The 15,324-nt window shown below is 46.8% G+C and carries 10 protein-coding genes, 1 tRNA gene and 1 other RNA gene; 2 read left to right on the forward strand and 10 right to left on the reverse strand.

The features are described from left to right. Window positions 1–212: 212 nt before the first annotated feature. Complete coding sequence (locus H6629_12045) at window positions 213–3,881, forward strand: hypothetical protein (GenBank protein MCB9068525.1); 3,669 nt, start codon at window positions 213–215, stop codon at window positions 3,879–3,881. 137 nt (window positions 3,882–4,018) lie between these two features. After that, window positions 4,019–4,186: a SelT/SelW/SelH family protein gene (locus H6629_12050; GenBank protein ID MCB9068526.1), complete on the forward strand. Its 168-nt coding sequence runs from the start codon at window positions 4,019–4,021 to the stop codon at window positions 4,184–4,186. Between the two features lie 9 nt (window positions 4,187–4,195). On the opposite strand, the gene selA is transcribed toward H6629_12050, so the two are convergent. From selA to H6629_12100, 10 genes are all read right to left on the reverse strand, one after another. Beyond that, the gene (gene selA / locus H6629_12055) at window positions 4,196–5,587 is read right to left on the reverse strand and encodes an L-seryl-tRNA(Sec) selenium transferase (protein ID MCB9068527.1); all 1,392 of its coding nucleotides are present in this window, start codon (window positions 5,585–5,587) and stop codon (window positions 4,196–4,198) included. After that, window positions 5,571–6,875: an HlyC/CorC family transporter gene (locus H6629_12060; protein MCB9068528.1), complete on the reverse strand. Its 1,305-nt coding sequence runs from the start codon at window positions 6,873–6,875 to the stop codon at window positions 5,571–5,573. Before H6629_12060 ends, selA begins: the two co-directional genes overlap by 17 nt. An 86-nt stretch (window positions 6,876–6,961) precedes the next feature. Then, entirely contained in the window at window positions 6,962–7,405 is a 444-nt protein-coding gene (gene ybeY / locus H6629_12065) for an rRNA maturation RNase YbeY (GenBank protein MCB9068529.1), read from the reverse strand. Further along, window positions 7,389–9,809: an HDIG domain-containing protein gene (locus H6629_12070; protein MCB9068530.1), complete on the reverse strand. Its 2,421-nt coding sequence runs from the start codon at window positions 9,807–9,809 to the stop codon at window positions 7,389–7,391. The genes ybeY and H6629_12070 overlap by 17 nt, the downstream gene beginning before the upstream one ends. A 163-nt stretch (window positions 9,810–9,972) precedes the next feature. Then, an RNA gene (gene rnpB / locus H6629_12075) (RNase P RNA component class A) lies at window positions 9,973–10,390 on the reverse strand. A gap of 10 nt (window positions 10,391–10,400) precedes the next feature. Next, on the reverse strand, window positions 10,401–11,111 hold the full coding sequence (locus H6629_12080) for a hypothetical protein (GenBank protein ID MCB9068531.1): 711 nt from the start codon (window positions 11,109–11,111) through the stop codon (window positions 10,401–10,403). 182 nt (window positions 11,112–11,293) lie between these two features. Beyond that, a tRNA-Ile gene (locus H6629_12085) sits at window positions 11,294–11,367 on the reverse strand. Between the two features lie 97 nt (window positions 11,368–11,464). Beyond that, a complete protein-coding gene (locus H6629_12090) occupies window positions 11,465–12,952 on the reverse strand; it encodes a glycogen synthase (GenBank protein ID MCB9068532.1) in 1,488 nt (495 codons plus the stop codon). Next, on the reverse strand, window positions 12,953–13,984 hold the full coding sequence (galT, locus tag H6629_12095) for a galactose-1-phosphate uridylyltransferase (GenBank protein MCB9068533.1): 1,032 nt from the start codon (window positions 13,982–13,984) through the stop codon (window positions 12,953–12,955). Window positions 13,985–14,092: 108 nt separating this feature from the next. After that, window positions 14,093–15,196: a histidine kinase gene (locus H6629_12100; GenBank protein MCB9068534.1), complete on the reverse strand. Its 1,104-nt coding sequence runs from the start codon at window positions 15,194–15,196 to the stop codon at window positions 14,093–14,095. Window positions 15,197–15,324: the final 128 nt, after the last annotated feature.

Genomic DNA, 15,324 nt, shown 5'->3' on the forward strand with positions numbered 1-15,324 from the left:
TTCCTGTATTTCGAATGTAATATATTTTTGCGATAAAATGCAGAATTTGCTGCTGTTTTTAATTCGTTTCAATGATAAATTAAAGTTATGTGCAGTCGATCATTTATAATTGGAAAAAAATTCTCTTATTATTATAAAAACAGAGTTTGTATTCATAATTGATGCAACGTTAACGAAATGGAGCTTCGACTGGGGTGATGTGGATCGGGATGATGAAATTCGCAGATTTTTTTTCTGCTGATGAGCCGGAGAAATTGCCCGAGTCAGCAGAAAACGCCGAAACAACCGAAGTTGCCAGCCAACCGGTGGTTAATTCCTACACCGCGTTGCAGCGCCGCTACCGGCAGTTGCTGGCGATTATCCGCAGTGGCGAAACGCCCGAAACGCAGGATTTGCAGGATTTTTTGCAGCAATGCGCAACAGTATTTACCGATATTTCTGCAAATGAAACGGCTTTACCGCCAAACACCGGTTATCGGATAACGCACCCGGATATTCAATTGCTCGGTTTACCGATGCAGCATCGTGCAACGTTGGAAGCCGATTTGCACAGCGAATGGCAATACCGCACTGTGCGCAAACATTTGCAAACCGGTGAACCCGCAAATCTGGCGGATGTGTTTTTACCCGTCATTCCGCCGCCGCTCAAAATTTTGTTAATTTTACCCTCGCATGCTTATCAACCGGTCGATGAAGAATCTCGCCAACCGTATTATTATGAAAAACGCCTTCGGGAAATGTTGCTGTCGCTAATTGCCGATTGCGATGTGGAAATCCGCATTTTGCCATCGCCCACACGTGCTGCACTGGCGCGGGAATTGGATCAGCATCCCTGCCACATTGTGTACTATTGGGGCGGCGGCGCGGTCGAAAACGGCGAAAATTATTTGGCATTTGAAAACCCGCTGACGCTGGAAACCGAATGGGTACTCACCTCGGATGTTGCCGCGTTGTTGCGAAATCCGGCAAATCCGGTGCCGCTGCTGATGTGGAGTTTCTACCCGGATTCGCCCGCCGGAACGGAGCAGGATCAGCTTTCCGGCATCGAAACGTTTTGCCGAGCGGGCATTCCCGCCGTTATCAGCACCGGCGAAATGCTATCGCCATCAACTGCGATCAGCTTTGCGGAGCAATTGTTCCGCGAACTCGCCAAACGACAAACGCTGCAGGAAAGTTTTGCTTACGCCATCGAATCGCTGCAGGCGAAAACCGGGCAATTTACGTGGGCTTTCCCAAATATTTTTGAAAATCTAATCGTTCATTATCCTGTGGATTGGCAGGCGAAACCCCAATCGCCACAGCAAGTCGTTCCGAAAACAAATCTGTTAGCCAAACATTACGAAATCAGCCCGCAAACGCAGATGTTCCCTGTGATGAGTCGCCAGTTGAAGCGCAGCATGCTCGATGCGATAGAACATCATACCGGCTTATTTTTGCGCGGCAAAACCGGCTCCGGTAAAACGGCGCTGGCGCAATGGCTGCTGCAGCAATTTGCTGATGCGTATCCAAACGCTATCACCGTTTGGATTGATGCGAAACAAATCCGCGATGCCCGGACAATCATTCAATTGCTAAAAAATGAGCTGAAAAACAAAAATGCCGATGCCGCGCTGGAAAACCTGAATTATCAGCCGGATAGCGAAGCCCAATTCCTGCACCTCGCACATGAGCTGGCTGCGCTGCAGCCGTTGGCATTTTGCTTCGCGAATATTGATGAACTCACCCGTAACGACCAATGGTTACCCGAATATTCAGACATCGCCAAATTGGCAGAATACCTGTGCCGGAGTCGCCGGTTTCCGTTGATTTTCACCGGAAAAACGGTGCCAAAAGCGTTGTCAGCGTTGAAAAGTATATCGCCGGATGGCGCGCCCGCACCACTTTGGGAAGATTTGCAAGTTTTTGCGGATGCCTGCCGCTCGATTGCCAACCAATCCGCTGCCGAAAATGATGCGCCAAATATCCGCCAATTGTGGGACAAACTGGTGGGAAATTGCAACGGCAACGCCGTTTCGTTAAAAATTTGCAGCCGCGCAGATACGCATAGGCTCTCCGAATGGCTGGTTGCACCGGAAGCGCCCGTCGCCAAAAAACAACGGATAGTTCCCCAAAAAAATGCGCAGGATTTGTTGGATGAAATGCTCGTGCAGCTCGATCCGCAATTGCAGGCGCTGCTGTTCATGCTGTCGCAATTTCGGATTGCTGTGCAAACAGACGCCCTGACCGGGCAATTCCAGGCTGCCGAAAACGATATGGAATTTCGGACAACGCTGCTCGATATGCTGGCGCAATTGACGAATTTGGGCTTGCTGGAAGTCAGGCTTGATCCAGTTTATCATATTGAATATTATCAAGTTACGGAAATTTTGCCAAACCGTTTGATGCTGTTAGCATCGCAGTTGACCCATTTACCGTTCGACGCACTGGAAGCCGGACATTATCATTTTCGCAGCTATCGTTTTTTGGGCGAATCCCTTACCGAATTGAAATGCGCATTTGAACAATATTCGATTGCCGGTGAATCGCTGTTGGCAAAAAAAACCGGACAATTGCTCATCAAACAATTGATTACTGATGGTAATTTTGATGCAGCAATCGAGGTTTTGCGGCGAATGAACAGCGTTTCCGCCAGCCGTTTTGGGATGGTAGAACTGCGCCAGCTCGCAGATTTGTTATCGAAGCTGGAACGCTATCCCGCCGCCCAGAAAACCTGGCACCAACTGCTGCAACGGGCAAACCGGGAAAAAAATCGCCAATTTATGCGAATCGCCTACGAGGGAATTGCTGAAAACTGCCACAAAACGGCAGATGTTCAAACCGCAAAAAAAATGTATTTAGCCTGCCTCAAATTGTGCCGTGAACTGCAGGATACCGTTGCGGAATGTCGAATACTGCGCTCACTCGGTGAGTTAAATTTGGTGTTGGGCGATAAATCTGCAGCCGTAAAACAGTTACAAAATGCCCAAAAGCTTGCCGAAAAACTGAACGATCCGCGGGAAATATGGCATATTCAAACCAAATTATCCGATGCTTTTGAAATGCAGGGCAACACCGATGATGCGCTGAATGAACTGGATTTGGCACTCGAAAATGCCACCCGGCAAAATTTTCGCAGTAAAATCGCCCAAACCCATTTTCTCCGGGGAAAATTATACCGTCTGAATGGCGAGCTATCCGAAGCGACAAAAGATTTTGAAGCTGCACTAACCATCGGGCAGGAAATTGCCGATCGATCACTGTGTAAAAAAGTGCTTTCGCACCTCATCGATATTGCCGGGCATCGCAACGAATATCAGCGCATTTTGCACTTTCTCGATGAACAATTGAATCTCTGCCGGATTGTCGGTAATTTGGAATGTGAGTGCCAAACGCTCCGGAAAATCGGGCAGCATTTCATGGAACTCCGGAATTTTGAATCGGCAGCAACCGTTTTCCGGCAATGCAAAAATTTGGCTGACCGGCTGAAAATGACAGATGAGCTTGCCGAGTCCAATTATTCGCTGGGCGAAATAGCGCTGGAGCGCGAACAATTTGCGACTGCAACTAACCTGCTAACTGCCGCATTGGCAATTTTCAGAGAAAAATCCAATACTTTTTGGATACGTAAGTGTTTGTTTTTGCTGAGCATCGTAAATCAAAAGCAAGGCTTGGCAGCCGAAGCTTTTTCCTGCTGGCGCGAAGTGTTGCGACTGAACCTGAGCGGCGGCCAATTGTCGGATGCTGCACGACAGCTGCTCTATCTGCCCGATTTTCTCCGGAACAGCCGATTGATTATCGACAGCGAAATGCGCAAAGAATTGTTGCACGCCATCCAAACCGTTAACGGGACGCTCAACGCAGAAGCTGTTTTGCAGTTGCAAAATTTGTTGAAAAAAAAATAGATTTCCTCATTCGCTCGCCGATTCTTCCCGCGTTTTTCGTTCAATAAAAATCTGTTAAATCCAATAGGAACAATAGCATGAAGCAAGTTAGTATTGAATATTGTGTGATGTGAAATTATCAACCCAAAGCTGTCAGTTTGGCGGCTACGCTAAAAAATGCTGTTGGCATTGAAGCATTACTGATTGAATCCAGCGGTGGTGTTTTTGAGGTGAAAGTGGGGGACAGGCTGATTTTTTCCAAAAAACGGGAAAAACGGTTTCCCATGCATGAAGAAATTCTCGAGATGTTGAAGAATAATCGTTGAACGCAAATTTTACAGCGAATTCAACGCCCTAATGATGATCGGCACCTCGTCATCGCGAACGGTGCGCAGGTTTAGCAGCAGCGCATCATCCTGAATATAGCCGATGACCGGCGTTTCCCATTCGCGTAATCGTTGGCTGAGCTGGTCCGCGGATTTTCCGTTTGCGGCAAAAATGCGCACCGCGATGGATGGCAACTGCTCCAGCGGCAGCGCGCCGCTACCCACCTGAGAAACGGTTTCGATAATATCCAGTTGAATTGCCGGATTGTTGATCTGTTGAACGACAAGTTCCGCAACCTGTTGTATTTTTTCAACTTCCATCGACAACAATTTGGCTGCCGGGAGTGTTTCCGTCAGCGTTTCCGGTTGCAAATAGAGCCGTAACGTTTCAGCGAGTGCGGCTAAAATCAATTTGTCACAGCGCAATGCCCGGGCCAAATGATGTTTGCGAATTTTCTCGACAAACCGTTTTTTCCCGGCGATGATACCGGTTTGTGGTCCGCCGAGCAGTTTGTCGCCGCTGAATGTGATCACATCTGTTCCGCTGTTGAGCACGTCGCCGGCGAGCGGTTCGCCGGAAAGCCCCCAATTTTTGGGATCGGTTAATGCGCCGCTGCCCATGTCGTAAATCAACGGAATATCGTGTGATTTGGCCAACTCCGCCAGTTCCGCCAGCGATGCGCTTTCGGTGAACCCCACAATTCGGTAATTGCTGGTGTGCACTTTTAGCAGCGCGCCGGTTTTTGGGGAAATTACCGCGCGGTAATCCGCCAGCCGGGTTTTGTTGGTGGTGCCGATTTCCAGCATTTTTGCACCGCTGGATTTCATCACTTCGGGGATGCGAAACGATCCGCCGATTTCCACCAATTCGCCCCGCGAAACGGGCACTTCTTTCCGGCGGCACAGCGCAGATAGCGTCAAAAAAATTGCTGCCGCACAGTTGTTAACCACCACCGCAGCTTCCGCACCGGTAATCAGGCATATCAGGTGTTCCACATGCGACATCCGGCTGCCACGTTTGCCGTTATCGAGATCAAATTCCACGCTGCAATAGTGTTCCGCTGCGGAAAGCAATCCGGCTATCGCGGATGTTGCCAACGGTGCGCGACCCATGTTTGTGTGCAAAATAATGCCCGTTGCGTTAATTGCACGTCGCAAAGTAGGGGAGGTAAATGTCTGTATTTTCTGGGAGATACGCTTTTCGAGAATCGCCGGAACCGCTTCCGGTGACATCCGGGAATTTTCGTTCAGCTGCTGTCGGAAGTTATCGATTTCGGACTGAATGATACGTTTGAGGTAAATGGGCGAAACGGGAAACCGGTTCAGCGATTCCGATTGCAACAATTGCTGGACAGACGGAATCGCCCGAAAAAGTGCCTGCAAATCAGTCGATTTTTTCATTTTCGACATCGGTATCTGTGTTATTTCTGGCGATGCGCACTTTCAGAATGCGGTTTCGGTCGATCATTTCCACGGTAAATTCGTGACCGTTGTATTTTACGGTTTCATTTTCCTGGGGCAGTGCGCCAATCAGGTTAAGGATAAATCCACTGATGGTTTCCACCCCTTCTTCCGTGGGCAAATTGAGGTGCAGTTCATCGTTCAATTCTTCCAGATTCAGCCTGCCGTCAACAATATATGTTTCGTCGTTGACGGGAGTGATCAATGGTTCTTCCTCATCGTATTCGTCCTGAATTTCGCCAACGATTTCTTCAATTACATCTTCCAGCGTTACCAATCCGGAAATGCCGCCGTATTCGTCCACCACCAGCGCCATGTGAATGCGCTCTTTTTGAAAATGCCGCAGCAAATCGTCGATCATTTTTTGCTCCGGCACAAAATACGCTTCCCGGACAATGGTTCGCAGATTGAAGCTGTCGCTGCGATTTTTTTTGAGTAACGGGAGCAAATCTTTTACGTATAAAATGCCGATCACGTTATCAATTCGCCCTTCAAAAACCGGGATTCTTGAAAGCAGGTTATCTTTAATATCTTCCAGCACCTCGTCCAGCGTGGCGTTTACTTCTACACAAACCATGTCGGTGCGCGGCACCATAATTTCCCGCACGGTCGTTTCGCCAAATTCGAAAATGCTGTGGATCATCTCTTTTTCATCCGCTTCCAAACGCCCCTCTTCTTCGCCGAGGAGCACCAGTGTTTTCAATTCGTCTTCTGAAAGCCGGGTTTTGTCTGCGGATAATCCCAATGAATTTTGCACAAATTTGCTGAGATTTGTGAGAAAAATAGTGATCGGGAAAAACATGTAGTGCAGTAATTGCAACGGTGCGCCGGCAATTCGCGAATAAGTGTGCGGATTGCGTACGGCAATCACTTTAGGGATAATTTCGCTGGTAATGAGCAGCACCAATGTGACCACTACAATATCAACAAAAAGTGCGATGTTGTGGTTAAATCCGAATTGATGGGCTATTTGCGTTGTGAGAACCGCAGCGAGCGATGCCGTTGATATGTTGACGATGGTATTACCGACAACGATCGTAACCAGCAACTGGCGTGAATCAAGCAGCAGGTTGGCAACCCGTAATTCTGCTTTGTCCGTCGAATGTTTTAATTTTTCTATATCAGATTTAGAGAGCGCAAAAAAAGCGGTTTCCGAACCCGAAAAAAAAGCGGAAAGTCCTAATAATCCAATAAAAACAAGGATATAGAGGAATATTTCATATTCCACTGCTGTTTTTTTACCCCCAGTTTGGTATCAATAAATACTGTTTTTGACCGCTTAAAATATAATCTTCCGAGCGGGAAAAACCAATTTCACATAGAAAAATTGCTGATTTTTTGGCGATATTTTGCAAGATAATGATCTTCGCTGGTGCGCATCATCAGGCGTTCTTCTTCCAGATGATCATCCATTCCGTTGAGATGCAACAAACCGTGAACAATCAATCGCGCCAATTCCGTTTCGATGCTCGCGTTATAAACTGCCGCCTGATCCAATGCGCGATCAACAGAAATATAAATTTCTCCCTCAACCGGTTTTCCTTCAACCATGTTAAAGGTCATTACATCCGTTACCGTATCGTCGTCGAGATATTCGCGATGTAAATTTCGCAAATATTCATCAGTTACCAGCACTACCGTAATACTCGTCGCATCCAATTGCTCATCTTTCTGAATCAACTGAATAAACTCGACAATGGCTTCATCCCATAATGGCAATTCGCTGTAATCGTTATACACTTCAATGGTTGTTTTCATGGGATGAGTCGCTTTTAATTTCTGGATTGGGCGTATCTGTTTGTGACGATTTGCTGTCACCATTGGTCGATTTTTCTTTAGGCTGCTGCTTTTCCCGGGAGGTTTCCGCAGGTTTGCCATTCTTTTCCCGGCTGCCTTTTTTCTCTTTGTCGCTTTCCGGATATTCGATGCGCAGGTGGTGAATGCCTGTCAAAATCGGAATAAATGCTTCTTTGATCTGATCAATTTCTTTAAATGTCAGATCGCATTCGTCCAACTGGCTTTCCTTAATTTTGTGATCCACCAGTTGTTCCACAATATTGCGAATACGTTGCGGTGACGGATCTTTTAGCGTCCGGGAGGCGGCTTCGACCGTATCCGCCAGCATGCAAATAGCGGTTTCTTTGGATTGCGGCATCGGTCCGGGATAGCGGAAATCGCTTTCACGAACTTCGGTTTCATCGGCATTTTGGATCGCTTTATTGTAAAAATACGATACCACCGTTGTGCCATGATGTTCGGCCACAAATTGCCGGACTGCGTTGGGCAGCTTGTGCTTTTCCGCCATTTTGAGCCCTTCTTTAACGTGATTCACCAAAATCAGGTAGCTCATATGCGGCGATAAATTGTCGTGTTTGTTGATGCCGCCGTGCTGATTTTCCACAAAATATTCGGGTTTGTCCATTTTCCCAACATCGTGAAAATAGCAGCCCACCCGGGTCAGCAGCGCATTCGCGCGAATCGCCAATGCCCCGGCTTCCGCCAAATTGGCCACAACAATGCTGTGGTGAAAGCTGCCCGGCGCTTTAACCGAAAGCTGTTTTAGCAACGGGTGGTTGAGATCGGATAATTCGAGAAGGGAAATGTCTGTGGTAACATCAAAAAATCGCTCGAAAATCCCGATCATAAAATAAACGATTGTGGGTGTCAAAATCGCGTTGGGCAGCAAATAGTAGATAAATTCCGTAAAAATTTCGTTGATGGGTTTGTAATGCATCAATCCAAAAATCAGGTGAACCAGAAAATAGCCCATCAAAATGTAAAAAATGGCCCGGAACATTTGCCGGCGATTGCGAATTTTTTGCACCGAAAAAATGGAAACACTGCCGACAATCAGCGCCATAAATGTAAATTGATAATCGTAAGCCAAAGTAGAACCCAAAATTAATCCCAGCGTAACAACGCTGATAAAAGCAACGCCAAAATCCAACAGCATTGCCAGCAGCATTGGCGCCAGAATAATTGGGATTGTCAGTTGCGACCAATCTGTAAATTTTTCCACCAAACCGGCCAAAAATAATTCGATCAGGAAAATCAAGGTGATCATCCCCACCATCAAGTTGTTGCGGAAAATTTGCCGACGATAATAATAAAGGTAGACAACTGTCAGAAAAATCATCGTCAACGCAAACAGCAACCGCCCGCCATGAAACTTGATTTGTTGCCAGCCTTGTTGGGTGGCGGAACGTTCTTTTTGGGCGATTTCCAGCGACCGCAATTTCTGGTAAACTTCGTCGGTTATTTTTTCGTTACTGTCGATGATTCGTTCATCCTGCTCAACATAGCCGCGGGTTAGCGGCACATCATGAACGGCTTCTTCTTTACGCGTTTGGGTAATTTTTTCGTTGTAATTCAGGTTCGGAATCAGAAACCCCGGCAAAATTTGCTCTGCCAAACGAAGCACCCGCTGGTTTTGGGGGAACTGGTTTTGCAGTTGGCTTTTTACCAGATTGTTTGCCTCGCGGATTTCCAGCAAATCTTCCGGATTATAAGTTGTTTCGATACTGTTTTCGGACACAACGATTTGTTTTTCCTGAAATTCCGCTTTGCTGCGATCGAGAATGCCGGTTGTATACATCTGGCTTAAATTGTTGCGAACGACTTTGAACCAGCCCGATAACAGGTTTTCCCGCTGAAGCTCATACAAATCCAGAAATGCATCAAAATTTAATTGAAGCGAATATTTTATGTTGAGCACCTGCAAAAAACTATCGACCGGAACTTTTGTGTTTCGGGTGAGCGTATCATCGCGCTGCTGACCATCCAGATTGTTGCGTTTTAGAAAATTAACCAGCTCTTCCTGAAATTGCTTTAGCGTCAGCGATTGGCGGCTGAGGATATCCGGGTTGCGATCGAACAGAACGGGCACGCTTAAATTGGCTTGTTGGCGTTCCTTTTCCAACTCATCCGGTGTTTTTTGGATGGCAAATTTGAACGGGGCAATAATTTCTTCCGGCGCGATGCTGTTTACGTTCAGATTGCTGTATTCGAACGGGCGTTCAGCAGGCATCAGCCACAGTGTGGCAATTACCAGCACGCTGATAAAAATAAATTTTAGCAGCAGGTCGTCCAGAGAAACGTTGCGAATTTTGTTTTCCTGAAGGAAGTTAACGAAATTTTTCCAGCGTTTATGCCAGTTTTTCATTCCTTAAAAATCCTATTATCCTGAAAAAAGATATAATAAAATAACAAAAATAAGCGCGAAACCAGTGCATCGCAATGGTTATTCTCAATATACGCTAATTTAATTTCGGATAGTTGTGAGATATAAATTAATTGCTGAGGCAGGAAATTGCTTCAATTATGGTACCGGCGACGGTTCGATAAGCCGAATTCTGTCTCCGGTTGACCGGAGGGCGATCATTTATCTAAGCGATCCACCCGGAAGTTCACCCCGGCAAGCCGGGGAACGCAGCGAGCAGCCACGTTTTTCGCGAACGAAAATTCTACCCTATTTGATCTTGCGCCGAATGGGGTTTGTCCGGCCCGGTCATTGCTGATGCCAACGGCATTTCCTTTCGGAAACCGGCCGGTAGGCTCTTACCCTGCCATTTCACCCTTATCCCGGAAAACCGGGACGGTATCGTTTCTGTGACACTTTCCGTCATTTATCGCTTGGGCAATAAATGCCCCGGATTCTCTCCGGGCATTCTGCTCTGTGGCGTTCGGACTTTCCTCGCCGGATAGCTGTTGCCAGAAACCCGGTGCGATCGCCTGAACCGTCGCTAATACCAATTTATTCTGTTTCGTCCCAAACCAAAATGCGTCCGCAATGTTCGCAGTTGTACAAACGGTTTGCTTTGCGAATTTCAACGATGCGCTGTGGCGGTAATGCAGAAAAACAACCACTGCAGGAATTTCGTTTGACGGGAGCTACAGCCAATCCGGCTTTTGCTTTACGAATGCGTTCATACATCCGTAAATAACGGGTGTCTATTTTGGCTGCCAATTCATCACGCATCCGTTTCAGGCGCGATTCTTCAGCTTCGGTATAATCGTTGATTTCTGAAAGCTCGTCGCGATTTGTGGACAATTGTTCATCGAGATTCCCGACTTCGCTACCCAGTTGTTCAATCTCCGATTTTACCCGCTCCTCTTCTTCCATCGATTGAATAATCTTGTTCTCGAGGCTCTCAATTTCCATCTTTTTCGTGTCAATTTCGAGCGTCAAGGCATCATATTCTTTGTTGTTTTGGACATGATACAGTTGTTCTTCATACTTCTTTAGCTGTTGCTTGCTGGCCTCTATTTCTTTCTCAAAAATCTTCCGGTCTTTGTGCAATTTTTGCGTTTGTTCTTCCAACTCCGTGGAGCGACTCTTTTTTTGATGCAAATCGCTATCAATTTGTTTAATAACAGTGGGAAGATCGCCTTTTTGCAGTTCCAGGGTATTTAGGCGATTGTCATACTCCTGTAATTTGATTAAATCTGCCACCAATTCTTTCATACACTAACCTCCTTTCCGGTCGAATACTGAGATAACGGGGCCACCGGCATAAAAAAAGGTGCACTCGTTTTAGCGGGTGCACCTACTGTATCTTTTAATTATTTGTTATCGATATTTTGAAAAAAACTAGTGATCGCATGATCTGCGAAGTATACTGCAAAACTATCTCCTCATTTCAAAAGTGGGCCCACCAGGACTTGAACCTGGGACCGTCCGATTATGAGTCGGATGCTCTAACCAACTGAGCTATAGGCCCAATTAACTCAATTGCAAAAATGAATTTATGTATGGCAGCCTAAAAAATCAAGCGACATTTTACAATTCCGAATTATGTTATTCGGATAATACCATGTTTATTTTTTTTGAGCCTTTTCGTACAGTTTAAGATAATCTTTTGCAGTTGTCTCCCAGGAAAAATCGGTTTTCATGGCGTTTCGCTGAACGCGTGCCCAGGCTTTTGCGGAATCCCGGATTTGCAGTGCATTCTGGATGGCTTCCAAAGCGATTTCGGCAGTTGGTGAATCGAAGCAGAAGCCGTTGCCTTTTCCGTTTTCGATGGAAAATTGGTGAATGGTATCTGCCAGGCTGCCGCTGTGCTGGACTACCGGAATCGCACCATAGCGCATGCTGTTCAAATGAAATTGTTCGCCGGCGGATATTTCCGATGGGATAAAGGTGATATCCGCACTGCCAAGCAGCAAGTGGGCGATGCGTTTATCCATACGTTCCCGGAGTGCCAGTTTGCCGGGAAATTGTTTCTGCAGATCTTTTAGTTCGGTAATCGAGCGAAATTCTCCGGTGTTTAGCACAACGGCTTGCACATCGTCTTTCAGCAATCCCGGTAACGTTTCCTGCACCAACCTTACGTCATCCGCAATCTGGAAGTTAAGCATTACGCCAACCAACGGAATTTTGCTGTCATCGTTAAGTCGCAGTTCGGTTGCGAGTGTGGATTTGTTTTCCAGCCGCTTCGCGAGTGTTTTTGCATCGAATTGGGCGGTGAGCAGCTTATCTTCGAGCGGATTCCAGGTTGCGTAATCTGCCCCGGAGGCAATCCCGAAAATATCTTTTTTGCGTTTTTTGAGCACTTCTGCCATTCCGAATGCCGGATCGCCATTGGCGAGCAGGTTGGTAGTGAGGCTGCTGCTGGTCAGGTTGATAATGTCTGAAAAGAGTAACCCGCCTTTCAGAAAATTCAGTTTTCCTTCCAGTTCCAGTGCTGCGCCGCTTTTTACATGTTCGCTGTCGATGCCAATGGTTTTAGCGATTTTTTTATCAAATACACCTTGTTGCGAAAGGTTGTGCACTGTGAGAACCGTGCGGGTGTTTTCGAAAAATTCGTCATCTTTGTAAAGCGTTTTCAAATAGAATGGAATGAGCGCCGTGCTCCAGTCTGCACAATGGATGATATCCGGTTGCCAGTAAAGCAGCTTTAGCGTTTCCAGTACGGATTTGCAAAAAAAGCCGAAGCGTTCCGCGTTGTCTTCATATGGTTCGCCGGATTGCGGATCGACATAAAATCCTTTGCGGTCAAACAGTTCCGGAACGGATAAAAAATAAACGTGAACTTTGGAATTGGGTAAAAATGCCGTTTTCCCGTTGCCAACCCGGGTGGCGTCACCCAGTTGTATGTTTACTTCCCGAAGGCGAATCACTTCGCGCAGGACATATTTTCGGTCGTTGATCGATTTGTATTTGGGCATCATCAAACGAATGTCCTGCTCCATTTCTTTTAACGCCGTAGGCAACGCGCTGGACGTTGCAGCCAGTCCGTTGGCGATCGATGTTTTGGCAAAGGGAGTAATTTCCGATGAAACGTAGCAGACTTTAAACGACTTCATTTACATTCCTCTTAATGGTAACGATTTTGTGACAATTTCCCGTAACTGCTGTGCGGCATGTTCGGGAGATGTCGAATTGATGTACACGCCACTGCTTTGTTCAAATCCGGCCACAAATGCCAGTCGTGGCAGAATTTCCAAATGCCAGTGATAGTGTTCCGTATCTGCCGATTGGAGCGGGGCGGTGTGTAATATCATATTGTAGGCAGGATTGCTGAGCAATGTGTCCAGCCTTTGGATAATGTCTTTCAATACGATCGATAGTTCACGCAATTTTTTCTCTCCGGCCAGTTCGAAATGCGCCAGGTGAGCTTTGGGCAAAATCCAGCATTCGTATGAAAACCGTGCAGCATAAGCCGAAATTACCGAAAACAATTCACCCTCAATAATTACGCGATCCTTATTTTTTAGTTCCTGCTGATGCAGGTCGCAAAAAATACAGCGGTTGTGATGTCGAAAATGTGTTTCTGCCGCATCCAGCTCTGTTTGAACAACTTGCGGGATAAACGGCAATGCCATCAGTTGTGAATGCGGGTGGTGCAGCGTTGCGCCCGCCAAATAACCATGATTTTTGAAAATCTGGACATACTGCCAGCGTGTATCTTGTTTGATCGATCGGATTCGTTTCTGATACGCCCGGAGCACATCAAAAATCTGCCCGGTATCCATTGTTGAAAATTTTTCTTTGACATCCGTCGATTCGATAATTACTTCGTGAATACCGCTTGCCGGAATATTCGAAAACCATTCGTCGCTCTGCATATCACCGGTTTTCGTATCGCCATTTGTGTGGATGGCAGGATACTTGTTTGGTACAACCCGTAATGACCAGCCCGGTGTATCTGGCAATGTTTCCGGCAATCGAAAGGCCAGCACTTCCGGCGGGGTTTGCGCTTCGTTTCCCGGCGAAAAAGGCGAATCTTGATTGGGATTGTGCTGTATGTGCGTCAAAAACTCCGATGGTCGGCTTCCACGGTCAGTCGATATAATGACCCATCTACCGGAGATGGGATCTTTGCGAAATTCTGGCATGCCCTACTTGTTTATTTAATCCTTATAACAAAAATATTTTAAAATTTACGCAAATAACGCTGTATAATCAAGTTTTAAAATTTGCGCACAAAGGCAGGAGATGCCAGATTATTGCTCTCCAAACAATAATTCCAAATGATTTTCCAGGCGTTTCGCCCAGTCTTGTTCGGCATGGCGGTGATTTCGAAAATATGAAAAATAAATCGTGTGGTGCGCCATAAATCCTTTGAAACGGAGGGTGCGCAACACGCGTTTGCAGCCGCGATGCAGCAGGCGTTCCCCGCCGATACCGCCGCAATCCATAAAAATTTTGAGCGGTTGCGCCGGTAACGCGCTCTTTTTGATTTGCCGGATAGCCTGATTTTTCCGGAATATAAATGATGGCGAAAGGCAGCTGGCCATCCCAAAAATATCCGGGTGATGCCAGGCCAGCAGAAAAGAAACCAACCCGCCCATCGATGAGCCGATGGTTGCGGTGTGTGCCCGCCCCGGCAATGTCCGGTAATTGCTGTCGATCAGCGGTTTGACGGTTTCCACAACAAACCGCCGATATGCTTCGCCCAGCGGCGATGCGGAGTATTCCTCCAGCCGGTCGTTTGTGTTGTAAATGCCAACAATAATGATGTCGCGAATGCGACCTTCCCGGATGAGCCGGGTTGCGGTTTCATCGGCTTGCCAATCGTATCCGGTGTATGCGGTAATCGGATCGAACACGTTTTGCCCGTCGTGCATGTATAAAACCGGATAGTGTTTGTCGCTGTTCGTCGCATAACTTTCCGGCAGCCAGACAATCAAATCGCGCTGTGCGAGTATGCCGTCGCTGAGATCCCGGTGATATTTTACCGTTCCGGTAACGCGGGTGTGGACGGTTTTTTCGGCGTTTTGCCGGGCAATATCCCGCCATGTGTCCACTTCCTGCGAAATGGTGACGTCGCTGTCTACCAGAAAGCGGAAATTGCCGACCGGAGTTCCGGATTCATCTGCCGCTTCGGAATCCCAGCTGCCGCGCGTGAATTTGTATTCGATTTCTATATTTTTGCGGAACTGGAATTCGCGAATCCAATAGCCGTCACCTTCCGGGTTTGGCACCATCGGGATGGCATCCGGGCGCCAGTTTCCCAATTGTTCGTGATTTCCAACGATGAAAACTTGTTCGTCATCGGGCAGCAAGTTCGGTTTTACGCGAATAGTAACAGATTGTTTTTTCTGCATTTGTATCCATATTTGTTTATGTTCAAAAAAAGGAAATGAAAATAAAATCCGCGTCAGATAATTCAAAACGTTTTTACATTTCGATAAAAATTGCGGCAAATGCGTTGATTTGCGGAACCACAAACCGG

The organism is Calditrichia bacterium, from assembly GCA_020634975.1.
Classification (GTDB): domain Bacteria; phylum Calditrichota; class Calditrichia; order RBG-13-44-9; family J075; genus JACKAQ01.

Coding starts and splice junctions, on each gene's coding strand:
- ybeY (MCB9068529.1), bottom strand. CDS start 7,405: ATGAAAACAACCATTGAAGTGTATAACGATTACAGCGAATTGCCATTA.
- H6629_12045 (MCB9068525.1), top strand. CDS start 213: ATGAAATTCGCAGATTTTTTTTCTGCTGATGAGCCGGAGAAATTGCCC.
- galT (MCB9068533.1), bottom strand. CDS start 13,984: ATGCCAGAATTTCGCAAAGATCCCATCTCCGGTAGATGGGTCATTATA.
- selA (MCB9068527.1), bottom strand. CDS start 5,587: ATGAAAAAATCGACTGATTTGCAGGCACTTTTTCGGGCGATTCCGTCT.
- H6629_12070 (MCB9068530.1), bottom strand. CDS start 9,809: ATGAAAAACTGGCATAAACGCTGGAAAAATTTCGTTAACTTCCTTCAG.
- H6629_12100 (MCB9068534.1), bottom strand. CDS start 15,196: ATGCAGAAAAAACAATCTGTTACTATTCGCGTAAAACCGAACTTGCTG.
- H6629_12090 (MCB9068532.1), bottom strand. CDS start 12,952: ATGAAGTCGTTTAAAGTCTGCTACGTTTCATCGGAAATTACTCCCTTT.
- H6629_12080 (MCB9068531.1), bottom strand. CDS start 11,111: ATGAAAGAATTGGTGGCAGATTTAATCAAATTACAGGAGTATGACAAT.